General features: G+C 68.8%; 25 protein-coding genes. 9 read left to right on the top strand and 16 right to left on the bottom strand.

Features of this window, described 5'->3' with window-relative positions:
* Positions 1 to 8: 8 nt before the first annotated feature.
* The 4 genes from EJ913_RS06095 to EJ913_RS06110 all read right to left on the bottom strand — a co-directional run bounded on the left by EJ913_RS06095 (position 9) and on the right by EJ913_RS06110 (position 3,049).
* On the bottom strand, positions 9 to 350 hold the full coding sequence (locus EJ913_RS06095; RefSeq protein ID WP_244939260.1) for a hypothetical protein: 342 nt from the start codon (positions 348 to 350) through the stop codon (positions 9 to 11).
* A 29-nt stretch (positions 351 to 379) separates the two neighbouring features.
* Complete coding sequence (locus EJ913_RS06100; protein ID WP_238519087.1) at positions 380 to 1,195, bottom strand: hypothetical protein; 816 nt, start codon at positions 1,193 to 1,195, stop codon at positions 380 to 382.
* The gene (locus EJ913_RS06105) at positions 1,183 to 2,145 is read right to left on the bottom strand and encodes a YqaJ viral recombinase family protein (protein WP_126995818.1); all 963 of its coding nucleotides are present in this window, start codon (positions 2,143 to 2,145) and stop codon (positions 1,183 to 1,185) included. The genes EJ913_RS06100 and EJ913_RS06105 overlap by 13 nt, the downstream gene beginning before the upstream one ends.
* Before the next feature lie 265 nt (positions 2,146 to 2,410).
* Positions 2,411 to 3,049 carry a helix-turn-helix domain-containing protein gene (locus EJ913_RS06110; protein WP_126995820.1) on the bottom strand — a complete coding sequence of 213 codons (639 nt, stop codon included), beginning with the start codon at positions 3,047 to 3,049 and terminating at the stop codon, positions 2,411 to 2,413.
* Positions 3,050 to 3,249: 200 nt separating this feature from the next.
* Between EJ913_RS06110 and EJ913_RS06115 the strand changes: the two genes are divergently transcribed.
* The gene (locus tag EJ913_RS06115) at positions 3,250 to 3,570 is read left to right on the top strand and encodes a heavy metal-binding domain-containing protein (protein ID WP_126995822.1); all 321 of its coding nucleotides are present in this window, start codon (positions 3,250 to 3,252) and stop codon (positions 3,568 to 3,570) included.
* A gap of 43 nt (positions 3,571 to 3,613) precedes the next feature.
* Positions 3,614 to 4,846: an E22 family MetX-like putative esterase gene (locus EJ913_RS06120; RefSeq protein ID WP_126995823.1), complete on the top strand. Its 1,233-nt coding sequence runs from the start codon at positions 3,614 to 3,616 to the stop codon at positions 4,844 to 4,846.
* 45 nt (positions 4,847 to 4,891) lie between these two features.
* On the opposite strand, the gene EJ913_RS06125 is transcribed toward EJ913_RS06120, so the two are convergent.
* The 3 genes from EJ913_RS06125 to EJ913_RS06135 all read right to left on the bottom strand — a co-directional run bounded on the left by EJ913_RS06125 (position 4,892) and on the right by EJ913_RS06135 (position 8,352).
* A complete protein-coding gene (locus EJ913_RS06125) occupies positions 4,892 to 5,401 on the bottom strand; it encodes a hypothetical protein (RefSeq protein WP_126995825.1) in 510 nt (169 codons plus the stop codon).
* 96 nt (positions 5,402 to 5,497) lie between these two features.
* Entirely contained in the window at positions 5,498 to 7,060 is a 1,563-nt protein-coding gene (locus EJ913_RS06130; RefSeq protein WP_185909696.1) for a DHA2 family efflux MFS transporter permease subunit, read from the bottom strand.
* 182 nt (positions 7,061 to 7,242) lie between these two features.
* Positions 7,243 to 8,352 (bottom strand): HlyD family secretion protein, encoded by a 1,110-nt coding sequence (locus tag EJ913_RS06135; RefSeq protein ID WP_126995827.1) that lies wholly within the window; start codon positions 8,350 to 8,352, stop codon positions 7,243 to 7,245.
* A gap of 227 nt (positions 8,353 to 8,579) precedes the next feature.
* On the opposite strand from EJ913_RS06135, the gene EJ913_RS06140 reads away from it, so the two are divergent.
* The 4 genes from EJ913_RS06140 to EJ913_RS06155 all read left to right on the top strand — a co-directional run bounded on the left by EJ913_RS06140 (position 8,580) and on the right by EJ913_RS06155 (position 12,783).
* Positions 8,580 to 9,212: a TetR/AcrR family transcriptional regulator gene (locus EJ913_RS06140; protein WP_238519092.1), complete on the top strand. Its 633-nt coding sequence runs from the start codon at positions 8,580 to 8,582 to the stop codon at positions 9,210 to 9,212.
* Positions 9,213 to 9,355: 143 nt separating this feature from the next.
* Positions 9,356 to 10,549, top strand: coding sequence for a GGDEF domain-containing protein (locus EJ913_RS06145; RefSeq protein ID WP_126995831.1), 1,194 nt, complete (start codon positions 9,356 to 9,358; stop codon positions 10,547 to 10,549).
* 150 nt (positions 10,550 to 10,699) lie between these two features.
* On the top strand, positions 10,700 to 11,872 hold the full coding sequence (gene rodA / locus EJ913_RS06150) for a rod shape-determining protein RodA (RefSeq protein WP_126995833.1): 1,173 nt from the start codon (positions 10,700 to 10,702) through the stop codon (positions 11,870 to 11,872).
* 143 nt (positions 11,873 to 12,015) lie between these two features.
* Positions 12,016 to 12,783 carry a family 16 glycosylhydrolase gene (locus EJ913_RS06155; protein WP_244939261.1) on the top strand — a complete coding sequence of 256 codons (768 nt, stop codon included), beginning with the start codon at positions 12,016 to 12,018 and terminating at the stop codon, positions 12,781 to 12,783.
* Between the two features lie 18 nt (positions 12,784 to 12,801).
* Here EJ913_RS06155 and EJ913_RS06160 read toward each other — a convergent pair whose 3' ends face one another.
* The 3 genes from EJ913_RS06160 to EJ913_RS06170 are packed head-to-tail and all read right to left on the bottom strand — an operon-like array spanning position 12,802 to position 15,381.
* On the bottom strand, positions 12,802 to 13,527 hold the full coding sequence (locus tag EJ913_RS06160; RefSeq protein WP_126995837.1) for an ABC transporter ATP-binding protein: 726 nt from the start codon (positions 13,525 to 13,527) through the stop codon (positions 12,802 to 12,804).
* A 1-nt stretch (position 13,528) separates the two neighbouring features.
* A complete protein-coding gene (locus EJ913_RS06165; protein WP_126995839.1) occupies positions 13,529 to 14,515 on the bottom strand; it encodes a branched-chain amino acid ABC transporter permease in 987 nt (328 codons plus the stop codon).
* Positions 14,512 to 15,381 (bottom strand): branched-chain amino acid ABC transporter permease, encoded by an 870-nt coding sequence (locus EJ913_RS06170; protein WP_126995841.1) that lies wholly within the window; start codon positions 15,379 to 15,381, stop codon positions 14,512 to 14,514. Before EJ913_RS06170 ends, EJ913_RS06165 begins: the two co-directional genes overlap by 4 nt.
* 259 nt (positions 15,382 to 15,640) lie before the next feature.
* Here EJ913_RS06170 and EJ913_RS06175 point away from each other — a divergent pair, with 259 nt between their 5' ends.
* Positions 15,641 to 17,437 (top strand): glycosyltransferase, encoded by a 1,797-nt coding sequence (locus tag EJ913_RS06175; RefSeq protein ID WP_126995843.1) that lies wholly within the window; start codon positions 15,641 to 15,643, stop codon positions 17,435 to 17,437.
* Between the two features lie 124 nt (positions 17,438 to 17,561).
* Positions 17,562 to 17,960, top strand: coding sequence for a carboxymuconolactone decarboxylase family protein (locus EJ913_RS06180; protein WP_126995845.1), 399 nt, complete (start codon positions 17,562 to 17,564; stop codon positions 17,958 to 17,960).
* A gap of 76 nt (positions 17,961 to 18,036) precedes the next feature.
* Here EJ913_RS06180 and EJ913_RS06185 read toward each other — a convergent pair whose 3' ends face one another.
* The 3 genes from EJ913_RS06185 to EJ913_RS06195 form a co-directional block, all read right to left on the bottom strand.
* Complete coding sequence (locus tag EJ913_RS06185; RefSeq protein WP_126995847.1) at positions 18,037 to 18,741, bottom strand: ABC transporter ATP-binding protein; 705 nt, start codon at positions 18,739 to 18,741, stop codon at positions 18,037 to 18,039.
* A gap of 73 nt (positions 18,742 to 18,814) precedes the next feature.
* Positions 18,815 to 19,552 carry a sulfite exporter TauE/SafE family protein gene (locus EJ913_RS06190; protein WP_126995849.1) on the bottom strand — a complete coding sequence of 246 codons (738 nt, stop codon included), beginning with the start codon at positions 19,550 to 19,552 and terminating at the stop codon, positions 18,815 to 18,817.
* Positions 19,549 to 21,183, bottom strand: coding sequence for an acyl-CoA synthetase (locus EJ913_RS06195; RefSeq protein ID WP_126995851.1), 1,635 nt, complete (start codon positions 21,181 to 21,183; stop codon positions 19,549 to 19,551). The genes EJ913_RS06190 and EJ913_RS06195 overlap by 4 nt, the downstream gene beginning before the upstream one ends.
* A 158-nt stretch (positions 21,184 to 21,341) precedes the next feature.
* Here EJ913_RS06195 and EJ913_RS06200 point away from each other — a divergent pair, with 158 nt between their 5' ends.
* Positions 21,342 to 21,851: an RT0821/Lpp0805 family surface protein gene (locus tag EJ913_RS06200; RefSeq protein WP_126995853.1), complete on the top strand. Its 510-nt coding sequence runs from the start codon at positions 21,342 to 21,344 to the stop codon at positions 21,849 to 21,851.
* A gap of 4 nt (positions 21,852 to 21,855) precedes the next feature.
* Here EJ913_RS06200 and pseG read toward each other — a convergent pair whose 3' ends face one another.
* From pseG to EJ913_RS06215, 3 genes are read right to left on the bottom strand one after another with little or no spacing between them, the layout of a single operon-like run.
* Positions 21,856 to 22,941: a UDP-2,4-diacetamido-2,4,6-trideoxy-beta-L-altropyranose hydrolase gene (pseG, locus tag EJ913_RS06205; RefSeq protein ID WP_126995855.1), complete on the bottom strand. Its 1,086-nt coding sequence runs from the start codon at positions 22,939 to 22,941 to the stop codon at positions 21,856 to 21,858.
* 36 nt (positions 22,942 to 22,977) lie between these two features.
* The gene (locus EJ913_RS06210) at positions 22,978 to 24,060 is read right to left on the bottom strand and encodes an alpha-ketoacid dehydrogenase subunit beta (protein WP_126995857.1); all 1,083 of its coding nucleotides are present in this window, start codon (positions 24,058 to 24,060) and stop codon (positions 22,978 to 22,980) included.
* The gene (locus tag EJ913_RS06215; RefSeq protein ID WP_126995859.1) at positions 24,041 to 24,973 is read right to left on the bottom strand and encodes a thiamine pyrophosphate-dependent dehydrogenase E1 component subunit alpha; all 933 of its coding nucleotides are present in this window, start codon (positions 24,971 to 24,973) and stop codon (positions 24,041 to 24,043) included. The genes EJ913_RS06210 and EJ913_RS06215 overlap by 20 nt, the downstream gene beginning before the upstream one ends.
* Positions 24,974 to 25,009: the final 36 nt, after the last annotated feature.

The following is a 25,009-nucleotide window of genomic DNA, read 5'->3' on the forward strand; positions in this document are numbered from 1 at the left end:
CGCTCCGCTCACGCCGCGTGCTGCAGCGGGCCGGGATGCGTCTCGCCGTCAAACTGTTCGTCGTCGAATTCGTCCTCTTCCAACCGCCGCGCCCAGTCGATGTCACGCGCGAGCGACTCGACCAGAACGCGGGCCGGACCGGCGGTTTCGTCGGGGGTGTCGGGACGCAGCAGCCCCGACAGCCGCATCGCCAGCGTCTCCGCCTCCGCCTCGACCCAGCGCGCGTAGCGGCGGCGGCGCTGCTCGCGGTTCCAGTACCAGCGCGGAAGCTGGGCGTTGGTCCGCTCGAACTCGCTCTCCCAGACGCTCATGCGGAACAGGCCGCTGGGGGAGTGGGTGTGTGGTGTCATCGGCCGTTCTCCCTGGAGAAGGACAGAAGTCAGGCGGCTTCCTCCCGCCCGTCATCCTCCTCGCGCTTGAGTATTTCGGCCTTCTTCTGGGCGAACAGGCCGGTGATGCGGTGCTGGGCGGCGCGGTCCACCCCGCCGATCTCGCGCAGGCGCGAGCCGACGCCGGCCCGCCAGACCTCCTCCAGATCGTCCAAGTCGAGGCAGGCGTTGAGGCGGCGCTTGACCTCCTCCTCGAAGCCCTCGATGGCGGCGGGCTGCAGGTCCGGGTTGGACTTGGCGGCGTAGAACGCCTCCGATTCCTCGCGGTACTTGCTGTCGTCGAACTGGCCAAGATAGACGTCGGCGGCCAGACCAAGCTGCAGCAGGCATTTGCCGACCGCGTCGGTCATCGACATCTTGAAGCACTCGTCGTCCGGCATCTCCACTCCGTTGCGGCGGCGCACCATCTCGGTGCCGCCCCATTGCGGGCCGGTGAAGCACTTCTCCTTCGTCTCCGGATCGACGTACCAGACGCGGGCGCAGATGAAGATCATCCGCTCCGCGATGGTCCAGTCCATCTGCTCGTAGCCCCAGCCCTTGCCGACCGGGCCGAACAGCTCGGTCATCATCTGAAGACGCCACGTCGGGTCGATCTGCGTGCCGCGGAAGCCGCCGGGCCGGGTGAAGGGCTTGGTCGCCTTCGGGTCGGTGCGCTTCAGACGGTTCCAGATGAACAGGCTGTCGATGCGTTGCGGATCGGACGCTTCGACGCGGGGCGCGGCCGGGTTTTGGGCCGGCTTCTGGGTCGGCGTTTCGGCGGTCGGGTTCTCGGCGACGACGGTGTCGGTCTTGCTCATGCGTCCCATTGGTCGCGTCCTTCTTGTCCAGTCGTGTTGGCACTCCCCTCACCCCAGCCGGCGGTCCAGCCCTCGGTCAGGACGGCCTCCAGGCTCGGGTCAGCGGAGGGCGCCCAGTGCTGCGCGTCGCCCAGCGCGCGGCGCGGCGGCGCGCCGTAGCGCAGGCTCAGCCGCCCGTCGCGGTCGCGCGTCAGATACAGCCCCCGCCCCGGCTCGTCGGCGCCGACGAAGGCCACGCGGGCGTCGTCGGGCATCAGCGCCTTGATCGACGCCTCGGCTTCCCTGGCCTCCAGCGTCGCGGCGCGCCGGTCGAGCAGAGCCTCGGCGAGCGCCCGGAACCGGTTGTGGCGGCTCATGTCGAGGACGCGGCGGGTCTCGTAGGACGGACCCTCAACCGGCAGCGGGTCGCTCGGTTCCACGTCGTTGACGACGTGCCACCAGAAGGCCTCCAGCGTCTCGATCAGATGCTCCACGTCGTCGGCCCGTCGCGGGACCGAGACCATCGCGTGGCCGGTCGGGCGCAGGATCGACAGCAGCCCGCGCTCCAGCCCCATCACCGCCAGCTGGTGCTGGAGCTGCCAGTGATAGCGGCGGGCGAGGTCGGTGTCGGTCTGGAAGCCGCTGTTGAACTTGGCCTCGACGACGGTGTCCAACTCCCCGTCCGCCGCGCTGCGCGCCAGGAAGTCCGGATGCGCGACCATCCAGTTGTGCTCGGCGTGGAAGAAGCTGTCGGGCGCCGCGACGCAGGCCAGACCGGTCGCGTGCTCGACGAAGCGGGGGTGCAGGTGCTCGGTGGCGATGCCGATCTGCACGGCGGCGACGAGGTCGAGGTTGTCGCGTTCCACCCGCCCGGTCTTCTCCCGCCACAGAGCCAGCCAGTCGCCGGCCATGACGCGGGTCGCGTCCGAAGACCCGATCCGCCCCGCCCGCAAGGCCCGCTGCGCATCCGTGATCGCCATGCCCACCGCCGTCCGTTCAGCCGATTGTTCCGGTGCTGCGCCTTTGCAGCCTGCCCAGCGGGCCGTCTCCGCCGGACCCTGAATATGAGATGCGAACACGCAGTTTTCAAGAACAAAAGCAGAACCTACAGCTTAGCCATACGCTTCACCAAGACTTTTGTCCGGCATTTTTCTTTAAGCCCGTGACACCGATACTATGAGAACAAAACAGAACGGGGTAAGAGCGCCCACATATTGATTCATTGTGAGGTCTTGATTCTTGGACCTACAAGAACTTGAGGGCGCGGACGACCTGAACCGCTACACCGGCTACATGGGCACGGTCGATGGGCGTCGGCTGGCAATCGGGGTCGGTGGACACCGGCAGAAGCTGCGGCGGAAAGAACCGGTAACCGCACACCGTCCCGTCCCCGACCGTCACCACCACGTCGCCCGAACGCGGCGGCAACACGTCGAGCGGTTCCAGAACGACGCAGTCCTGCGGCAGAACGCCGGCGGCGTTCAGACTTTTCGAGACGATGCGCAGCGCGAAGGCGCGGGGCGAGGCGATGGCGTCCAGGACGATGGACTGGCTGCCCGCGCGCAAGGCCGTGGCGAGAAACAGTTCGCCGGCCCGGCGGCCGAGGTCGAGGAAGGCGTGGGCCTGCTCCACCGTCAGCACCGGCACCCGCGCCACCGGCGGGTAGGCGCGCTCGTCGAGGAAGCGCGGCTCCGACCCGGCGATCCGCGCGAGGCGGGCCAGCGTGTCGGCGCTGGGTAGGCTGCCCATCACCGGATCGCGCAGGAAGCGCGTCAGGTTGGTCGCGGTGACGCCGGCCTCGCGCGCCCAGGCCCCGGCGCTCCAGCCCCGCGCCTCCATCACCCCGGTCATCCAGCGCAGGATGGCGCGCCGCGTCTCGTCCATGATCGCATCCCCGAAAGCTTCCCCTGGAACGGAACGGACAGCGGACGCGCAGGGGTGCGGCGTCGCCCTTGCCCTTTGGACTCAAAGCCCGTGCGATTTTGCAGTGCCGCCTTGGACTCGGCCGTGGGGACCGCCATCTGTACCGCGCAGCGTTCCCGACGCAACGCCTCAGAAGCCGTTCCCCTCAAGGAGGACCCCGCATGATCATCACCAGCACCGACACGGTGGAAGGCCGCCCGGCCACCCAATATCTCGGCATGGTCGCCGGCGAGGCGATCATGGGTGTGAACGTCTTCCGCGACCTGTTCTCCTCGATCCGCGACATCGTCGGCGGGAGGGCCGGCGGCTATCAGGCCGCGCTGCGCGAAGCCCGCGACGCCGCCTTCGCCGACATGACGGCGGCGGCCCAGGCGCTGGGCGCCGACGCCATCGTCGGCGTCGACATCGATTACGAGGTTCTCGGCAAGGAGAACGGCATGCTGATGGTGTCGGTGAACGGCACCGCCGTGCGCCTGTCCTGACGCGTGGCACAAACAAGAGCAAAATCGAACGGGAGGATGATTCATGCGTTGTCTTGAAACCGGCGCCGCCGGCCGCTGGGGCCGGCGCCTCGGCGGGATCGCCCTGGCGACCGGGCTGTTTGGCGGGGTGTTCGGCGGCACGCCGGCCTTGGCCCTCGACGGCATCGTCGAGAAGAAGGTGTTCGAGATGCCGTCCTACACCACCACCGGCGGCGGGACGATCAAGAACGTCCGCGTCGGCTGGGAAAGCTACGGCAAGCTGAACGAGGCCAAGGACAACGTCATCCTCATCACCCATTTCTTCAGCGGCAACAGCCACGCTGCCGGGAAATACAAGGCCGAGGACGCCGCGCCGGGCTATTGGGACGCCATCGTCGGTCCGGGCAAGCCGCTGGACACCGACAAATACTTCATCGTCAGCTCCGACACGCTGGTGAACCTGTCGCCCAAGGACCCCGCCGTCGTCACCACCGGCCCGGCCAGCGTCAACCCGGACACCGGCGCGCCCTACGGCATGAGCTTCCCCATCGTCACGATCCGCGATTTCGTCAACGTGCAGAAGGCGCTGCTCGACAGCCTGGGCGTCAAGTCGTTGCAGGCGGTGATGGGCGGCTCGATGGGGTCGCTTCAGGCGCTGGAATGGGCGGCGGCCTATCCCGACAGCGTCAAGCGGGTGATCGCCGCCATCGGCGGGCCGGAGGCCGACCCCTTCCTGATCGGCTGGCTGAACCTGTGGGCGGCGCCGATCAAGCTCGACCCCAACTGGAACAACGGCGACTACTACGGCAAGGCCGAGCCCAGGGCCGGGCTGACCGAGGCGCTGAAGCTGGTCACCCTGCACGCCCGCCACTGGAAATGGGCCGACGCCGCCTTCGGCCGCAAATGGGCGGAGGACGGCAAGGATCCCCGCGCCGCCATGGGCAACCAATACGCCATCGAGGCGTGGCTGGAGAAATCCGCCGCCGCCCGCGCGGCGGTCAGCGACGCCAACCACTTCCTCTATCTGGTGAAGGCCAACCAGACCTTCGTGACCGGCAACGGCGGCTCGCTGGAGGACGGCTTGGCGAAGATCAAGGCGCCGGTGCTGTTGATCCCGTCCGCCGACGATCTGGTCTTCCCGCCCGACCGCAACATGCGCCCGCTGAAGGACCGGCTGGAGAAGCAGGGCAACGCGGTGGAGTACACCGAGGCGATCACCTCGACGCTGGGCCATCTCGACGGCGTGGCGAACATGGCGAAGGCCGGCGACACCATCGCGGCCTTCCTGGCGAAATAAGGACCGACAAAGGCGGGGCCGGCAGCCCCGCCGGCTTCTCCTGCCCTACCCCCGGAAATTCAGCAGGCTCGGCGCCTTGTCGATGATCTCTTCCAGGATCAGGGAGGCGGTTTCCAGCTCGCGCTCCAGTTCGGGGCCGAGCTTGCCGATGTAGCCGGGGCGGTGCAGCTTCTCGTTGGCGTCGTGCAGGCTGCGCAGCTCCGCCACGAAGATCTCGCGGGCGCCCATCGGCAGGATCGGGTTGGCCGACAGCACGAAGAAGAAGCGCATGCTGGCGCGCACCAGAAGCGCCAGCATCACCGTGTCCAGCCGCTCGAACTGGTCGCGCAGGTCGTCGGAGCGGTTGTCGACCAGATTGCGCAGCCGCTGCTCGATCAGGATGACCAGCGCCTGGAACTCGCCCACCTTGTCGCGGAAGTCGCGGTAGGCGCCGAAGCTGTGCTTGCTGGCCTCGTGCTCCGCCAGTTGGGCAAGCTTGGAGGCCTCCCGGCACTGGCGCTCCAGCGCCCCAAGCAGTTCCTTGACCTCGGCTCTGGTGTACTGACGCTTGCTCATAACGGACCGGGTGCGGGTGGGCGGAGGATGCGGGCGCTTATAGCACAACCGGAACGGTGCGGCCTATCCCGCCGTCGCCCTTCCTAAAGGCCGGCCTCAGTGATCGGCCTTCACCATGCCGCCCGGCCGCCGCACCAGCGGCATGAACAGCAGCGCCGCGAAGAACACGCCCGACATCAGCAGCAGGCAGTCGTTGAAGGTCAGGATCATCGATTCACGCTGCACCAGCCCGACCAGCTTCGCCATCGCCGCGGCAGCCGGATCGGACACCAGCCCGTCGAAGCTCGCCGTCAGCCCGTCCAGCATCTGCTGCACCTCCGGCCGGGCGAGGTTCAGGTTGTCGCCAAGGCGGTTGGTGTGCAGGGCGCCGCGCTCGATCAGCACGGTGTTGATCACCGCCAAGCCGATGGCACCTCCCAGGTTGCGCATAAGATTGTACAGGCCCGACCCGTTCTTCAGCTTGTCGGGCGGCAGGGTGCCGAGCGCGATGCTGTTGATCGGGATGAAGCACAGCATCAGCGACAGCCCGCGCACCGCCTGCGGCAGGAACAGCTCCCAGAATCCGGTGTCGGCGGTCAGGTGGCTGTTCAGCCAGACACCGGTGCCGAACAGCACCAAACCGATGCCCAGCATGACCCGCAGGTCGAGCTTCTTCGACAAGGCCCCGGCGATGGGCGCCGACAGGAACTGGAAGGCGCCGGTCACGAACATGATCGTGCCGATCTGCAGGCTGTTGAAGCCCCGCACCCGCGCCAGGAACAGCGGCTGGAGATAGACCGAGCCGTAGAGGCCGACGCCGATGATGAAGCTGTAGAGCGACCCGATGGCGAAGTTGCGGTCGGCGAAGGCTCGCAACTCGACGATCGGATTCTTGTAGCTCAGCACCCGCCAGAAGAAGCCGACCCCGCCGACCACCGCGACCACGGCCAAGACCGCCACCGTCTCGTCGGCCAGCCAGTCGTTGCGCGGCCCTTCCTCGACCACGTATTCGAGGCTGCCGAGGAAGGCGGCCATCAGCCCGAGCCCGAGGAAGTCGAAGCCCTTGCGCAGCTCCGGGTTCGGCCGGTCGACGTCGACCAGGAACCAGACCAGCGAGGTGACGATGATGCCGGGCAGGACGTTGGCCAGAAACAGCCAATGCCAGGACAGGCTCTGGGTCAGCCATCCGCCGAGCGTCGGGCCGATGGTCGGCGCCATGGTGGCGACGAGGCCGATCATGACCGAGACGCCGGCCCGCTTCTCCGGCGGAAAGATGGCGAAGCTGGTGGCGAAGACGGTCGGGATCATCGCCCCGCCGATGAAGCCCTGAAGCGCCCGCCAGACGATCATCGTCTCGATGCCGCCGGAAAAGGCGCAGGCGACGCTGGTCAGGGTGAAGCCGGCCGCCGCCGTGGTGAACAGGACGCGGGTCGACAGGATGCGCGAGAGGATGCCCGACAACGGGATCATCACCACCTCGGCGATCAGGTAGGAGGTCTGCACCCACGAGATCTCGTCGGCGCTGGCCGCCAGACCCGCCTGGATCTCCGACAGGGAGCTGGAGACGATCTGGATGTCCAGGATCGCCATGAACATGCCGACCACCATGGCGAAAAAGCCGATGCGGTCGCGCGCGGTCAGCGGACGCATCGCGTGCCCGCCGGGTCCCGGAGCTGCCATGGGTGTCGTCCCTGGTCGGAGAAGGAAGCCCTTCGCCCCTTGTGGGGCGAGGCTCTGAGGACGCCAAAGGCGTCCAATGAGTTCGCGGGTTGGGATGAGGGGCATTCGCCGAAGGCGACGGAGGGAAAATTTGCGCCCCCTCACCCCAACCCCTCTCCCACGAGGGGAAAGGGGCTTATCGATTACTTCGCCGCGACCGCCTGCTTGACGCTCAGCGCGCCGAACACGCCGCCATCGGCGACGTGCGGCTGATGGTCGGAACCGCGCGTGTCCACCTCGGCCACCACCGACAGGCCGGGGCGCAGCAGGCCGGCGAGCGCGCCGTCGTGCGGCAGGGCGATGCGCACCGGCACGCGCTGCACGATCTTGGTGAAGTTGCCGGTCGCGTTCTCCGGCGGCAGCAGCGAGAACTTGGAGCCCGAGGCCGGCGCGAAGCTTTCGACCCGGCCCTCCAGCTTGCGGCCGGGGAAGGCGTCGACCTCGATGCTTACGGTCTGACCCGGCCGCATGCGGTCGATCTGGGTTTCCTTGAAGTTCGCGACGACGTAGACGTCGGGCAGCGGCACCAGCGCCAGCAGTTGCACGCCCGGCCGGGCGTATTGGCCGACCTGGACTCCCCGGTTGCCGATGACGCCGTCGACCGCCGCGCGGATCACCGTGCCGGCCAGATCGTTGCGGGCGGAGTCGAGCGACGCCTCGGACTCGGCCAGACGCGCCTCGGTCTCAATCCGGGTGGCGCGCAGCACGCCGACCTGGTCGTTCTCGGCGGCGAGCGCCGCGCGGGACTTGGCGACCTGCGCCACCGCCTTGCGCAGGTCGGCGTCGGCGGTCTCCAGCTTCTGGCGGCTGGTCCAGCTGTCGTTGGCGAGCGAGCGGTTGCGGTCGTAGTCCTGCTGGGCGCGGCGTTGCTCGGCGTCGGCGCTCGCCAGCGAGGCGGCGGCCTGGTCGATGATCGCGCGCTGGAGTTCCAGCTTGCTGTCGAGCGTGCCGAGCCCGGCCCGTTGCGTGTTCACGGCGGCCTCGGCCTCCGCCACCTTGACGCGGAAGTCGCGGTCGTCGAGCACGACCAGGACGTCGCCCGAGCGCACCTGCTGGTTCTCCGCCACGCGAACCTCGCGCACATAGGCCGAGACCTTGGGGCTGACAACGGTGATGTCGCTCTGCACATAGGCGTTGTCGGTCGATTCCATGAACCGGCCGTTGGTCCACCAGCCGTAGCCGGCGTAGCCCCCGCCCGTCAGGGCCGCGACCGCGACAGCCGACAGGACGATCTTGCGGACGTTCGATGCCATTGTCTCTAACCCCTGCAACCCGTTACGGCCCGCGCCCGTCCGGCGGCCTTGCCGCCTGGAGAAACTGAACCGTTCAGTTTAGTCTTGTCGGAAGATGAGTGATGACCTATCTGTTGTCAAGGCCGAACTGAACGGTTTAGTTTCCACAACAGGATGGTCGTCCGATGCGGAACGCGGCGGGACCGAAGAGCATGGTTGCAGAAAGCACAGTTTCAGACGAGGCGCGCATGTCCACACTGGTTGCCCCCACCCCGGAAGCGGGTTCCAAGCCGGCCCAGATTCTGGAGGCCGCCGGCGCCCTGTTCCTGGAGAACGGTTACGGCGCGGTCAGCATGGACGCCGTGTCCAAGAAGGCCAACGTCTCCAAGGCGACGCTCTACGCGCATTTCGGCAGCAAGGACGAGTTGTTCCGGGCGATGATCGCCTGCGAATGCGCCAGCTCGGCGCTGGCCAACGTGCTGGAGGAGGCCCGCCAGCTGCCGGTGGCCGAGGGGCTGCGGATGATCGGGCTGAAATTCGCCCTGTTCGTCACCTCGCCCAAGGCGCTGGCGATGTACCGGGTGATCCTGGGCGAGGCGCACCGCTTCCCCGAACTGGCCCGCGCCTTTCACGAATCCGGGCCGGCGATAACCTTCACCCAGGTCAGCGGCTTCCTGGCCGAGGCCGTCCGCAAGGGCGAACTGGCGATCCCCGACGTCGAGATGGCGACGCATCAGTTCTTCGGATTGGTGAAGGCCAATCTCCACATGCGCTTCCTGCTGTGCCTGGAAGACCGGCCGAACCGCGAGAAGATGGAACGCTTCATCGACAGCGCCGTCGCCCTGTTCGTCAAAGGCTACGCACCGCCCGCGGCGCCGTAAATCCGCCCCCGACTTTGCCGTCATTGTCCGGACGGCCCTACCGGATCTCTGACCTTTGGCCAGGGTTACGCTTGCTTGTTTTGCTGGATTGCATCAGATAGCGTCTGATCATACGGGAGTAATCAGCCACAGCGGCAGAGCGGATGAATCTGGACACCACCTTCATCGCGCAGATGATCGCCATCATCGGCTTCACCGTCGGCGGATCGGTGCTGCTGGCGTCGGTGTCCTATCCGAACCACATCCGGCGTGGCCTCCGCTCCTACGCCTATGGCAAGCTGCTGGTCGCGGCTGGCTTTCTGATCGCTGCGTCGCGCGGCGCCACGCTCCCCGAGATCACGGTTCCAGCGGCGAACGGGATCGTCATCGCCGGACTGTCGCTGAATTACGTCTGCGTCCGCCATTTGCAGCAGAAGCCGGTTCCAAAAGGCATGGTGTCGGGCTGCGGCGCGGTCGTCGCCGCGTTCTGCGCCCTGGTGCTGTTCGTGGATCCCGCCGATCTGTCCAATGTCCGTTTGGTGTCGAGCGTCGCGGCGGTGCTGCTGCTGGGACTGGTCGCGGCGGAGCTTCTGCTGTTCTACGAGGGGCGCGGCATCGCGCACTATATGTCGGGCGTGCTGCTGTTCCTGATGGGGCTGGCCTTCGCCCTGCGCATCTGGGCGGCGGCAAGCCAGCCGGCCAGTCCGGTCGACCAGATGATCAACGACGGCGCGGAGCGGGCCGTCCTGCTCATGAGCTTCCTCGGCACCGTGGTCGGAAGCATCACCTTCATTCTGATGGCGGGTGACGCCTTCAACAAGGAATTGACCATTCTGGCGCACACCGACGGGTTGACCGGCCTGCTCAACCGCCGGCGCTTCCTGGAGATCGGCGAAAACGAGTTCCAGCGCGCCCGCCGGCACGGCCGCCCGCTGACCGTTCTCACCATCGACATCGACCGCTTCAAGACGATCAACGACCGCGCCGGCCATCCCTTCGGCGACCGGGTGATCCAGGCAGTGGCGGCAACCTGCGGCACGCAGATCCGGCGGGAGGACGCGGCCGGCCGGCTGGGCGGCGAGGAGTTCGCCATCCTGCTGCCGGAAACGGACGAGGCAACCGGCGAACAGATCGCCGAGCGGCTGCGCACCGCGATCGAGCGCGATGTGGCACCGTTGGGCGCCGAACACGGGCTGGCGGTGACGTGCAGCGTCGGCGGCGTCAGCCTCGGCACGGGGCACCAGAGCTTCACCGATCTGATCGCGTTGTCCGACGCGGCGCTCTACGCCGCGAAGAACGGCGGGCGAAACCAGGTGCGCTTTGCCGGAGCGGCCGAGCCGCTGCCGATGGTCGTCTGACGCCTGGATTCATCCGCCGTTAAGAAAAAGGGGGCCAGTGAGAAAAAGGGCGCTCCACCCGCGCCCGGCTTTACCCGTCCCGCCCGTTGCCGCATTATCCGCCGCACCCGCCCGGCCGGCGATGCCGGGCCTCATTGACGAATTCGGCATATGGTCGCGGTCCTGTCCTCTCTCGGTTCCGGCGGGCTGGAGCCCCAGCGCTCCCAGCTCACCCTCGGCACGAAGTTCCGGCTCATCAACTGGGGGCTCGTGCTGCTGGTCGCGACGATCACCTCGGTCGGCGTCGCCCTGCTCTACTCCGCCGCCGGTGGCCACTGGAAGCCCTGGGCGCAGCCGCAGCTGGTCCGCGCCATCCCCGGCTTCGTCCTGATGCTGGGCATCGCGATGATCGACGTGCGGCACCTGATGAAGTCGGCCTACGTCATCTTCTTCCTGGTGCTGTGCCTGCTGATCGCGGTGGAGCTGATGGGCCGCATCGGCATGGGCGCGCAGCGCTGGATCGACCTGGGATTCTTCCAGCTCCAACCGTCGGAGTTGATGAAGCCGGCGCTGACCCTGGCGCTGGCCCGCTATTTCCACGGCATCACGCTGGACCAGATCGGCCGGCCGCTGCTGCTGATCCCACCGCTGCTGCTGGTCTTCACGCCCGTCGCCTTCGTGCTGATGCAGCCGAATCTCGGCACCTCGCTGCTGCTGATCATGGGCAGCGGGGCGGTGTTCTTCGCGGCGGGCGTGCGCATCTGGAAATTCCTGTTGGTGATCGGCGGCGGCGTCGGCGCCGTCCCCGTCGCCTGGGAGTTCCTGCACGACTACCAGAAGCAGCGCGTCTACACCTTCCTCGACCCCGAGACCGACCCGCTGGGGGCCGGCTACAACATCCTCCAGTCCAAGATCGCGCTGGGATCGGGCGGGCTGTTCGGCAAGGGCTTCATGTCCGGCTCGCAGAGCCAGCTGATGTTCCTCCCGGAAAAGCACACCGACTTCATCTTCGTCGTGCTGGCGGAGGAGTTCGGCATGGCCGGCGCCTTGGCCCTGCTGGCGCTCTACCTGCTGCTGCTGATCTACGGCGTGGTGATCGCGCTCAGCTGCCGCAGCCAGTTCGCCCGGCTGGTCGCGGTCGGCATGACGGCGCAGTTCTTCCTCTACGTCTTCGTCAACGTGTCGATGGTGATGGGGCTGATTCCGGTGGTCGGCATCCCGCTGCCGCTGGTCTCCTATGGCGGATCGGCCATGCTGACGCTGATGATCGGCGTCGGGCTGTTGCTCAGCATGTCCGTCCACCGCGAGATCCGCATTCCCAAAAGCGGCGTCACCGACGTCTGAGGTACCCACCACCCGATCCGGTTAAGCCTGCCGCAGCGACTCCACAACCCGGACGCGCCGTTGCCGCACCACCCCCTACCCACGATATTTGGGAAGGCGGCCCCCCGATGGTGGGTGCGCGTTCTCCGTCGAGGGAGGTGGACATGCGGATGCTTGGACAGGCGTTGGCGATGGGCGTCGGGATGGCGGTGGCGCTCGGCGGCACGTCCGCGCTGGCGGAGTCGGCCTTCACCCGCCAGGGCGGCAGCTTCGAAGAGCATTTCGCCGGGTTCGACAGCAGCCGCTGGCAGAAGTCGGACGGCTGGAGCAACGGCGGCTACATGGGCTGCGCCTGGAACGACGACAATCTGGCCATCAAGAACGGCAAGCTCGCCTTGTCGGTGACCAACCAGCCCAAGGGCCGCGAGGCGCTGTCCTGCGCCGAGTACCGCAGCCACCGCTTCTACGGCCTGGGGAGCTACACGGCGAACCTGAAGGCGGTGAAGGCGGAGGGGGTGATCACCTCGCTGTCGCACTACACCGGCCCGCCCTTCGGCGATCCCTGGGACGAAATCACCATGGGCATCGCCGGCAAGGACACGACCAAGCTGGAAATCAGCTACGTCGCCAATGGCGTCGGCCACCGCGACGTGGTGGTGGATCTGGGCTTCGACGCCGCCAAGGAGTTCCACACCTACGGCTTCGAGTGGAAGCCCGACCGCATCACCTGGACGGTGGACGGCCGCTCGGTCCACACCGCGAAGGGCAAGCCGGGCGAGTTGCCGCAGAATCCGGGCCGGCTCTACCTGCAGTTCTGGAACGGCAGCGGCGACACCCCGTGGCTTCACCGCTTCCAATACCCCGGAAAGCCGCTGACCGCCGAGGTCGCCTGGGTCCGCTTCCGCGAGGACGCCGCGACCCTCAACAACTGACCGGCCTGAAAAGACCGGTCAGGCTTCCTCGGCGCCCAGGTAGGACTCCACCACGCGGGGGTCGGCGACAACCTCCGCCGGGGTGCCGTCGGCGATCTTCTCGCCATGGTCGAGCACGACGACCTGGTCGGACAGCGCCATCACCGCCCGCATCACGTGCTCGATCATCAGGATCGTCAGCCCCTCGCGCCGGTTCAGGTCGCGCAGGACCTCGACCATGCGATCGACCTCGGTCGGGCGCAGGCCGGCCAGCACCTCGTCCAGCAGCAGCAGCGTCGGCCGCGTGGCGAGCGCGCGGGCGACCTCCAGCCGCTTGCGGTCGGGCAGCGTCAGGCTGCGCGCCGGGCGCGCCGCTTGATCGGCCAGTTCCAGCCGTTCCAGCACCGCGCGGGCCTGGGCGCGGGCCACCGCCACCGAACGTTCGCGGGCGAGCGCGCCGACCACGACGTTCTCCTCCACCGTCAGTGCCCCGAAGGGCTTGACGATCTGGAAGGTGCGGCCGATCCCGGCGGCGCAGATCTGGTTGGGCTTCAGCCCACCCAGGCGGGTTCCCTTGAGTGTGACCGTCCCTTCGTCCGCCGGGAAGACCCCGGCGATCAGGTTGAAGGTGGTGGTCTTGCCGGCGCCGTTGGGGCCGATCAGCGCCAGGATGCGCCCTTCCGGCACCGAGAAGGAGACGTTGGAGACCGCCTTCAAGCCGCGAAAGCGCTTGGACAAGCCGGAGACGGTGAGAAGCGCGGTCATCTCAGGCCTCCTCCCCCGGCTGGCGGACCAGGCGCAGGCGGCGCGCCAGCCAAGGCCAGACGCCTTCCGGCCGGAACACCACGATCGTCACCAGGGCCACACCGTAGAACAGCTGCTTCAGGCCCGGCAGATCCAGCCCGCCGGCCTCGATCAGGAAGGTCAGCCCCTCGCCCAGCGGAGTCAGGATGAAGGCGCCCAGGATCGGGCCGATCAGCGTGCCGATGCCGCCGACGATGGCCGGCAGGATGATCTCGATGGAGCGGCCCATGGAGAACACCTGCTCCGGGAACAGGTTGTTGAAGTAGAAGGCCTGGAACACCCCGCCCAACGCGGTCAGCGCCGAGGACACCGCCACGGCGGTCATGCGGGCGCGGAACAGGTCGACGCCGACCGCCTCGGCCGCCTCCGGGTCCTCGCGCACGGCCAGCCACTGGTAGCCGAGCCGGCTGTGCAGCAGCACCCGCGACAGGGCAAGCGCGCCCAGCACCAGCGCCAGGATCACGTAATAGAACAGCGTCGGCGAGCCGCGCAGGTTCAGCGGGTCGCTCACCCCGGCCTCGACCGGCAGGAACAGGCCGCCCGAGCCGCCCAGCCACTGGATGTGGTCGAAGCCGATCCGCGCCACCTCGGCAAACGCGATGGTCAGCAGGGAGAAATGCACCCCCTTCACGCCGAAGCGGAAGCCCAGAAAGCCGATGAAGGTGCCGACGGCCACGGACACCAGCATGGCCAGCAGCATCCCGGCCCACGGCCCGATCCCGTAATGCACGAACAGCGCGGCGCTGACATAGGCGCCCAGCCCCACATACAGCGCGTGGCCCAGCGACAGCAGGCCGGAAAAGCCCATCATCACGTTCCAGGCCTGCCCGACATAGGCGAACCACAGCACGGTGGTCAGCACCGACACGACGTAGCGGTCGCCGACCAGAGGCGCCACGGCCAGCAGCAGCCCGGCCAGCACCAGAAGAACGATTCCCCGACCGGTCATGACCGCTTCCCCAACAGCCCTTGCGGGCGCAGCAGCAACACCACGATCAGCACCCCGTAACTGAACAGGGACTTGAGCGAGGGCATCAGAAGGAAGCCGGCCAGCGCCTCCGACACGCCGATCAGCATGCCGCCGAGCAGCGCGCCGGGCAGGCTGCCCAGCCCCCCGATGATGACGATGATGAAGCTGAGCAGCGTGTATTCCGGGGCCAACTGCGGCCGGGCGTCGACCAGCAGGCTCATCAGCGCGCCGGCCACCCCGACCACGGCGGCGCCGATGCCGAAGGTCAGCGCGTAGAGCCCGTCGATGTTCAGGCCGACGACGCGGGCGCCCAGCGGGTTGTCGGCGCAGGCGCGGATCGCCTTGCCGGTGCGGCTGAACCGGAAGAAGGCGAACAGCGCCGCCGCGACGACGATGGCCGCCGCCCCGGCGCGCAGCCGCACCGCGTCCAGCAGCATCGGCCCGATCTCCACCGTGTCGAAGCTGTAGGGGACGGAGACGTTGCGCGCGTCCGGCCCGAACAGCATCAGCATGCCGTTGACCAGGATGCTCGCGATGCCCAGCAGCAGGATGAACTGCATGTGCTCGGGCCGCTCGACGAACTTGTTGACGACGCCCCGCTGCAGCAGCCAGCCGCAGACGAACAGCACCGCCGCGACGATGGGCGCCGACAGCAGCGGATCGAGTCCCAGAAAACCGGCAAGCAGGACGGCGCCGTACATGCCGGCAACCATCATCTCGCCATGGGCGAAGTTGACGACGCGGACCACGCCGAAAATGACCGACAGCCCCAGCGCCGCCAGCCCGTATACGAGGCCGGTCAACAGGCCGGAGGCGGCGATGTTGAGGTAATAGTCGATGGGCATGGAGCGGCGGCAACCCGAAAGAGTGAAGCCCAGCGGGTTACCAGCCCAGCCGATGGCAGGCAAGAGAAGATCGACCGCAACCCAGATCAAACCGGGCCGTTTCGCAAAAGCGGGCTTCCGCGCAGGGCCGAAACGGCGCTCTTGCGGAAAACAGTCCGCACGCCGCGTGAAACAGGGTAAACATTGAACCACACACACGCGAAAATCACAGGGTCCGAATCACCAAGGGTCCGCCGACCCGGCAGCAGGAACGCTTACCATGGACATGATCGAACAGACGTTGGCCGTCGCGACCGAGCATCACCGCGCCGGCCGCACCGACGAGGCGGAGCGCCTGTACCGCGACGTGCTGAACGCCTCCCCCGGCCATCCCGACGCCCTGCATCTGCTGGGCGTGATCGCGCTGCAATCCGGCCGGTCGCAGGACGCGGCGGAGATGATCGGCCAAGCGGTGGCGGGCGACGGCGGCTCGGCCCTGTTCCAGGCCAATCTGGGCCACGCCCTGCACGCCTGCGGCCGGACGCGCGAGGCCGCGCTGAGCTTCGCCCGTGCGCTGACCCTTCTGACCAACCAGGGCGAAAGCTGGGGCAACGTCGGCGCGCTGGCGAACCTGATCCGCCGCTACGACGACGACACCCGCAAGGCGGCGGCGGCCGAGGTCGACGCCCATTACAGCATGGGCGACGTGATGCGCCGCCACTCCCTGCTGTTCCTGCTGGACGGCGACATCGCGCATTACCGGCGGCTGGTGCAGGCGGTTCTGGACGAGCCGCTGCGCTTCTCGGTGCCGTCGCTGCACTACGCCTATTGGGGCATGGCGATGCGCCTGTTCCAGGGCGAGGCGCGCTCCGGCGACATCGGCGGTTTCACGGGCGGGGAGTACCGCCGCTTCTACCGGCTGCTGGTGGAGGAGACGTCGCGCCGCTACGGGATCGCGGTGCGCCTGCGCCGCGCCCAGCCACGCGATGCCGTCAGGAAAGTCGCGCTCGTCACCAACCAGATGCTGGGGCAAGGGCACCAGCCGACAGTGGACGCCTTCGACTACGCCCGCCGCCTTCAGAACGACCACGGCTGCGAGGTCGTCATCGTCAACCCGAACGCCATGGCGATCGCGGGTGAGAACGGCTTCGTCCCCGAATACAGCTACAACGTCACCGAGGAGTACGACGGCGAACAGACCATCGGCGCCTTCGGCGCGCGGGTGCGCATGCTGTCCTTCCCGCAGAAGCATTTCGACGAGGAGAAGCTGCACGCCATCGTCGACGCGGTCGAGGGCTTCGACCCCGACGTGATCCTGTCCTTCGGCGCCTCCAACGTCGTCGCCGACCTGTTCGCGCGGACGCGGCCGGTCGTCTGCCTGCCGACCTCGTCGGGCCTGCCGCCGTCGCTGGCGCGCCTGCTGCTCGGCTACGGCCCGGAGGACAGCGCCGCCGGCTGGCCCGACGACGCGCGGGAGCGTTTCCGCCCCTTCTCCTTCGGCTGGACCCTGCCGGAGGGCGGCGCACCGCTGCTGCGCGGCGATTTCGGGCTGGACGACGAAGGGCCGGTCTTCGCCGTGGTCGGCAACCGGCTGGATCAGGAGGCCGGGCCGGAGTTCCTGGCACGGATCGACGCGCTGCTCGACCGCCTGCCCTCGGCCCACGTCGCCTTCGCGGGCGCGACGGAGACGCTGCCGGAACGGCTCAAGGCCCTGCGCAACGCCGGGCGAGTCGACTCGCTCGGTCATGTCGACGACATCCGCGCCTTCTACCGGGTGGTGACCGCCTATCTGAACCCGCAACGTCAGGGCGGCGGCGGCAGCGCCGCCTTCGCGCTGGCCGAGGGCCTGCCGGTGGTGACCTTCGGCGGCGGCGACGTGGCCGGGGTGGCGGGAGCGGCCTTCACCGTCGCCGACGAGGCCGCCTTCATCGAGCGGGCGGCGACGCTTGCGGGGGACGCCGCCTTCCGTGCGCGGCAGTCCGACGAAGCCAAGGCCCGCTTCGCCCAAACGGGCGACCGTGCGCGTTCAGCCGAACGGCTGCTGGCCTACGCGCTGGAAGCGCAGCAGCGGGTATGAGGGGCGAAAACGATCACTGTGCTTCTGCGCAGCCCTGCGTTTTGACGGTGGGCGCATACTGACGGTTCCGACATGACCCAGCCGCATCGCGGCGGGGTCATGCCTTTCCGCGCGGGAGGGGCATATGGATCGCCAACAGGTTTATCAGGAGATCGAAGGGATCTTCGGTCTGGTCCCCAGCTTCTTCAAGGAGCTGCCCGACAACACGGTGGAGGCGGAATGGCGCCTGTTCCGGGCCGTCCAACTGGACGAAGGACCGGTGCCGGTGAAGTACCGAGAGCTGATCGGCCTTGGGATCGCCGCCGTCACCCGATGCCGCTACTGCGTGTTCTACCACACCGCCATCGCCAAGCTGTTCGGCGCCACTGACGCCGAAATCGAGGCGGCGGTCCATTACGCGAAATCCTCGGCCGGGTGGAGCGCCTATCTGAACGGCCTCGCCATCGATTACGACACGTTCAAGCAGGAGGTCGAACAGGCCTGCGATTTCGTGCGCGCCCAGGAGCACAAGCGGGCGGCGTGAACACCCCCCTCCCGGAAAGCCGCCGGAAGGCGGCTTTCCCTTGCCGGTGTCGCCGCTCCCGCCGTTCCGGAGGGAATCAGAGCCCCAGATACGCCTGCTTCACCGCCGGATCGGCGAGCAGCGCCTCGCCGGTCCCCGACAGCACGACGCGGCCGTTCTCCAACACATAGGCGCGCTGGGCGATCTTCAGCGAGGCCGCGACGTTCTGCTCGACCAGGATGATGGTCATCCCGTCCGCCGCCAGAGCCCGGATGATGCGGAACAGCTCCTGCACCAGGGCCGGCGACAGGCCGAGCGACGGCTCGTCGAACATGATCAGGTCGGGCTTGCCCATCAGGCAGCGGCCGATGGCCAGCATCTGCTGCTCGCCGCCCGACAGCGTGCCGGCCGCTTGGTCCAGCCGTTCACGCAGGCGGGGGAACATGTCCAACACCCGCTCGAAGGTCTGCTTGGCGGTGGCGCGCGCGCGTGGAATGACGGCGCCCATCTCCAGGTTCTCGCGGATGCTGAGAGTCGGGAAGATCTGGCGCCCTTCCGCCACCTGCCCGACGCCGAGGTCGCAAACCACGTGGCTGGGCAGGCCGGCGATCTCGCGACCCTTGAAGCGGATGGTGCCGCGCGCCGGCTTCTGGATGCCGGCGATGGTGCGGATCAGCGAGGTCTTGCCAGCCCCGTTGGCGCCGACGATGGCCGTGGTGGCGCCCTCCGCCACCGCCAGCGAGACGCCGTCGAGCGCCTGGGCGTCGCCGTAGAACAGGTCGAGGTCGGAAACGATCAGCATGGCGGGGCGCACGGGGTCGGTTGGAAGGGCAGCGCACTCTATAGCGCGGTCCCCCCGTTCCGCTTCAAGAGTTTCATTTCAGGAAAAACAGTGCGCTCATGGTCAGGCCGACGGCGATGATGCCGCCGCGCAGGACCGGCGACGGAATTTTCCGTCCGACCCGCGCCCCGGCATAGCCGCCGGCCACCGCCGCCAGCACCATCAGCAGCGCCTTCGGCCAATCCACCGCCCCACCCGCCGCGTAGGCCGCCACCGCGATGGCGGTCAGCACGGCGGAGAACAGGTTCTTCAGCCCGTTCATCGCGTTGAGGTCGGTCATCCCGAACAGGCTCAACTGAGCCAGCAGCAGGATGCCCAGGCCCCCGTTGAAATAGCCGCCATAGACCGACACCACGAACAGCGTGGCCAACAGGGCGCCCCGACCGTGCAGGCCGACCGCGCGCAGCCGCGCGGCCAGAACCCCGCCGAAGGCGAACAGCCCGGTCGCCGCCAGCAGCAGCCACGGCACGATGTCGCGGAACACCGCGTCGGGCGTCACCAGCAGCAGCCCTGCTCCCGCCAGCCCACCGACGAGGCTGACCGAGGCCAGCAGCGGCAGGCCGAGATCGCCGACCGGCGCCAGATCCTGGCGGTAGCCGTAGACCCCGCTGGCGTAGCCGGGCAACAGGGCCACGGTGCCCGTCGCGTTGGCGGCGACCGGCGGAACCCCGGCGTAGATCAGCGCCGGCAGGGTGAGGAAGCTCCCCCCGCCGGCCACGGCGTTCATGGCCCCGGCGAGGAAGGCGGCGGCCAGCAGCAACAGCTCGGTCATGACGGGGAACGGTCACGCAGTTCGCGGCGGATGATCTTGCCGGTGGTGGTCATGGGAAGCTGGTCGAGGAACTCGATGGCGCGCGGGTATTCATGCGCGGCCAGCCGGGTCTTCACATGCTCCTGGATCGCGGCGACCAGCGCGTCGTCGGCCGTCACCCCGTCCTGAAGCACGACGAAGGCCTTGACGATCTCGGTGCGCAGGGGATCGGGCACGCCGACCACGGCGGCCATCCGCACGGCGGGATGCCCGATCAGGCAATCCTCGATCTCGCCGGGGCCGATGCGGTAGCCGGCCGAGGTGATGACGTCGTCGTCGCGCCCGACGAAGCGGATGTAGCCGTCGGCGTCCAACTCCCCCTGGTCGCCGGTGACGAGCCACTCCCCAATGAACTTGCCCGCCGTCGCCGCCGGGTTGTTCCAATAGCCCAGGAACATCACCGGATCGGGCCGGCGCACCGCGATCAGCCCAAGTTCGCCGGGCGGCAGCCGGTTGCCGGCGCCGTCGATCACCGCCACGTCATGGCCGGGCGCCGGGCGGCCCATGATGCCGGGCTTGGGCGGCATCAGCGTCGCCGCCGACGACACGATCATGTTGCATTCGGTCTGGCCGTAGAACTCGTTGATGGTGACGCCGAAGGTCTGGCGCCCCCAGTCCAGCAGCTCGGTGCCCAGCGTCTCGCCGCCGCTGGCGACCGAACGCATCGCATAGGCGTGGCGCGCGCGCGGATCGGCGACCGCCCGCATCATCTTCAGCGCGGTCGGCGGCAGGAAGGCGTTGCGCACCTGGAAATCGGCCAGCAGGCGGAAGGCCTGTTCGGGGTCGAACTTCTCGAAGCGGTGCGAGACCACCGTCACGCCGTGGTGCCACGCCGGCAGCAGCACGTCGAGCAGCCCGCCGATCCATGCCCAGTCCGCCGGGGTCCAGATGCGGTCGCCCGGTTGCGGGAACAGGTCGTGCGAGATTTCCACCCCCGGCAGATGGCCCAGCAGCACGCGGTGCGCATGGAGCGCGCCCTTCGGCTGGCCGGTGGTGCCGGAGGTGTAGATGATCACCGCCGGGTCGTCCGCCGCCGTGTCCACCGGCGTGAAGGCGTCCGAAGCCGCGTCGGTCAACGCGTGCCAGTCCAGGCAGGCGCCGCCTTCCGCACCGCCAATTCCATCAATGCGGAAGACCGCGCGCAGCTCGGGCAGCCGGTCGCGGATTTGCGCCAGCTTGGCGGCGCCCACCGCGTCGGTGACCACCGCCCGCGCGCCGCAGTTGGCGAGCCGGTACTCCAGCGCCTCCACCCCGAACAGGGAGAAGAGCGGCACGGCGATGCCTCCCATCTTGTAGACGGCGACGTGCGAGACGGCGGTTTCCGGCGCCTGTGGCAGTAGGATGCCGACCCGGTCGCCACGCGCCACGCCGTGGGCGGCCAGCACGTTGGCGAAGCGGTTGGACAGGGTGCGGATGTCGGCGAAGCGGTATTCCTCCACCCCGCCGTCGCGCCGCTTGTGGATCAGAGCCAGACGCTCCGGGTCCGATTCGGCCCATTTGTCGCAGACATTGACGCCGATGTTGTAGCGCTCCGGCACGCGCCAGACGAACTGGTCGCGCACCGCCTCGTAACTGTCCGCCTTGGGCAGCATGCCGCTTTCCTCCCGCATATTCTTGTCCGCCGGCTTGCCGGTCCGTTCCGCCAATCATAGGGGCAACGGAGGGATCGCGTCACGGGGATGGAATACTTCGCGGGGCTGCCATGTTGATGGTTTTGGAACCGACCTGCCGAACCAATCAGGAACCGACCATGAAAGCCAGCCCCTTCCTCGCCGCCGCCCTGTCCGCCAGCCTGCTCGCGGCCCCGCTCGCCGGCTGCGCCCAGCCGGGCTACGGCGATTCCTACGGCGGCATCAGCGCCAACAAGCAGACCGCCGGCACCGTGCTGGGCGGCGTGGCCGGCGGTCTGGCCGGCTCGCGCTTCGGCGGCGGCAGCGGCAAGCTGGTCGCGGTCGGCATCGGCACGCTGCTGGGCGCGGCGCTGGGCAACGCGGCGGGCGCCTCGCTCGACCGCGCCGACCAGACCTACGCCTTGCAGGCGGCCAACAACGCCTACGCGGCGCCGACCGGCAGCACGATCCGCTGGAACAACCCGGAAAGCGGCAATTACGGCAGCTACACCCCGGTCCGCGACGGCACCAGCCCGTCCGGCGAGCTGTGCCGCGAGTACCAGACCACCATCGTGGTCCAGGGACGCACCCAGCAGGGCTTCGGCACCGCCTGCCAGCAGCGCGACGGAACGTGGCGCATGGCGAGCTGACCGTTCAGCCCTGCGGCGCTTGCCGATAGGCTTGCGGGTGGGCGTGATGGAGACGGGCGGTCATCAAGGCGCGGGCGATGCGGCCGGCGCCCTCCCCGTCCAGCGGCAGCGCCGCCGCCGCGCCCGCCATCCGCTCCCGCCGCTTCCCGTCCTTCCACAAGGCCAGGGCCGCCGTGACGATGGCGGGAACCGCGTCGCCCGCCCGCGCGTCCACCGCCTCGCACCAGCCGAGCGTCGCCGCCTCGGCGCTGGCGGCGGCTTGGTTGTCGGCGGTGACCACCAGAAGCGTCGGCACGGCCAGGGCCGCCAGTTCGCCCATGGTGCCGCCGCCGGCCGACACCGCCAGCCCCGCCTCCGCCATCACAGCCCCCATGCGCGGGCAATCCACATGCACCGCGACGCCGGACCCGAACGTGTCGCCCAGGGCGGCGAGTTCCGCCGCGCGCGGGTTGCTGCCGCCGACCACCGCGACCAAGCGGCACCCCTCCGGCCGGACCGCCTCCAGCGCCGCCAGCACCGGCCCGGTCAACCCCAGCGGATCCGAGCCGCCGAAGGTCAGCAGCAGGACCGGACGCTCCGCGATCCCGGCGCGGCCCGCACGCGCCGCCAGCCGCACCTCCCGCCGCAGCGGCGCGTAGCCGGGGCCGAGCAGCAACAGCGCCCCCGGCGCCATCCGGTCGTAGGGCAGCCGGTGCGCCTGGGGGGCGGCGTTGACGACGGCGTCGGCGTGCAGCGGGGTCCCGTCCCCCAGATCGTCCCAGGCCAGCACCCGCAGCCCCGCCGCCTGCACGCCGGCCCGGTAGGCCTCGCCAAAGCGGTAGCCGTCCAGCATCACCGCCGCGCAATGCTCGCGCCGCAGGGCGGAGCGTGTGGCCGCGAGATCCGCCGCCTCGCCCACCGGCCCGGCGATGGCGATGCGCCGGAAGCCCTCGGAGTCCAGCCGCCGGTCGATGGCCGGGGTCGATTCCACCGCCGCGAACACGACCTCGTGCCCGTCGTCGCGCAACGCCTCGGCCACCGCGAGGCAACGCATGACGTGCCCGGTCCCGATGGCGGGTGATGCGTCGGCGCGGGCGAGGATGATGGCCATGGGGTTTTCAAGTCCGGAAGGGCCGCCGGGACCGCGTCAGAAAGGACCGCGGAACTGCACCTGATGCGCGAGTTTGGTCCGTTCCGGATCGGGAGTCCAGGCCACGTCCCTCGGCCGGACCAGCGCGTGGACGGCGGCGGCCACCGTGCCGGGGTTGGGGTAGAAGGCCGCCTCCAACGTCGGCGAGGGCGGGCAGGTGGTGGGCGCGAAGCCGATGCGCTTGACCGCGATCCCGCCCTCCGGCCCGAGGCGCTCCAGCACCGCCGCGACGATCTCCGCCCCGGCGCCGCAGGCGGTCCAGCCGTTGTCGGCGACCACCAGCCGCCGCGTCCGCCGCGCCGACTCCACGATGGTGTCGATGTCCAGCGGCGACAGCCAGATCGGGTCGATCACCTCGGCCGAAATCCCGATTTCGCTCAGCAACTCGCGCGCGCGCAGGCACTCCACCACCATGTTGGAGATGCCGACCAGCGTCACGTCCCCGCCCGGCGCCACCACGCGCGCCTTGCCCGGCAACACCGCGTAGGGGGTTTCCGGGACGTAGGCCTCGGTCGGATAGAGCAGCCGGTGTTCCATGACGATCACCGGGTTGTCGTCGCGGATGGCGGCGATCATACAGCCCTTGGCGTCGTGCGCGTTGCTGGGCGCCACCACCTTCAGCCCCGGCACGTGCATGAACATCGAGTGCAGCCCCTGGGAATGCTGGGCGCCCTGCCCCCAGGACTTGCCGACCATCGAGCGCACGACCAGCGGCACCTTGACCGTCCCGCCGTACATGTAGCGCGCCTTGGCCGCGATGTTGACCAGCTGGTTCATGCAGAGCAGCAGGAAATCCATGCGGATGTGGACATGGACCGGCCGCATCCCGGCCATCGCCGCCCCGATGGCGACGCCGGTCATCGCGTCTTCGGACAGCGGCGTCGTGAACACCCGCTCCGGTCCGAATTGCTTCAACAGCCCGGCCGTCGAGCCCTGGATGGATTTGTGGTCGTCCACGTCCAGCCCGAACACGAAGACGCTCTCGTCGCGCTCCATCTCCTGCGCGAAGGCCTCGCGCAGGGCGTCGACGTAGCGCAGCAGCCGGCTTCCGGACGCGGACTCAGGCGTAGACGTGGTCATAAAGATCCTCGGGCACCGGGAAGGGGCTGGCTTCGGCGAACGCAAAGGCGGCGGCAACCGTCGCCGCGATCTCGGACTCGATGGCGGCGACGTGGTCCGGCGGCAGCAGCGCCGCCAGACGGGCGACCTCGTCACGCGCGGCCCATGGGGTCTTCTCGTCGGCGGAACGGTAGCCCTGGTCGAAATCCTCGTTCGGACCGACATGCTCGCGCCAGCGGTAGCAGAGAATTTCCAGGAAGGCAGGGCCGCCGCCGTCGCGCATCGCCGCCACCGCCTCCAGCGCCGCGTCGCGCACGGTGACGGTGTCGCCGTCCTCGATCCGCCGGGTCGGGATGCCGTAGGTCGCCACCCGGTCGCACAGCCGGTCGGTCGCCCAGCGCTTGGCCAGCGGCTCGTGGATGGCGTAGCCGTTGTTCTCGCAGACGAACAGGATCGGCAGCTTGTGCAGGGCGGCGAAGTTCAGGCTTTCGGCGAAGCAGCCCTCCTCGGTCGCGCCGTCGCCGATGAAACAAACGACCACCCCGCCGGTCCTTTGCCGCTTGGCGGCCAAGGCGAAGCCGGTCGCCACCGGGATCGAGGTGCCGACCACCGCCGAGGCGCCGATGACCCCGGCCCGCGAATCCACCAGATGCATCGACCCGCCGCGCCCCTGGCAGCAGCCGGCCTTCTTGCCGTACATCTCGGCGATCATGGCGTTCAGGTCGCCGCCCTTGGCGATGTAGGCGGCGTGCCCGCGATAGGTGATCGACACATGGTCGCGCGGTTCCAGCGCGTCGCAGACGCCGGCCGCGATGAACTCCTGCCCGATGGACAGGTGGACCGGGCTCTTGATCACGTCGGTCGGGTAGACGCGCGCCACCTCCTCCTCGACAACGCGGATCAGGCGCAGGGTGCGGTACAGGCGCTCGGCCACGGCGGAATGTTCAGGCGTTTCGGGCAAGGCTTTCCC

The organism is Azospirillum doebereinerae (genome assembly GCF_003989665.1).
Classification (GTDB): Bacteria; Pseudomonadota; Alphaproteobacteria; order Azospirillales; family Azospirillaceae; genus Azospirillum; species Azospirillum doebereinerae.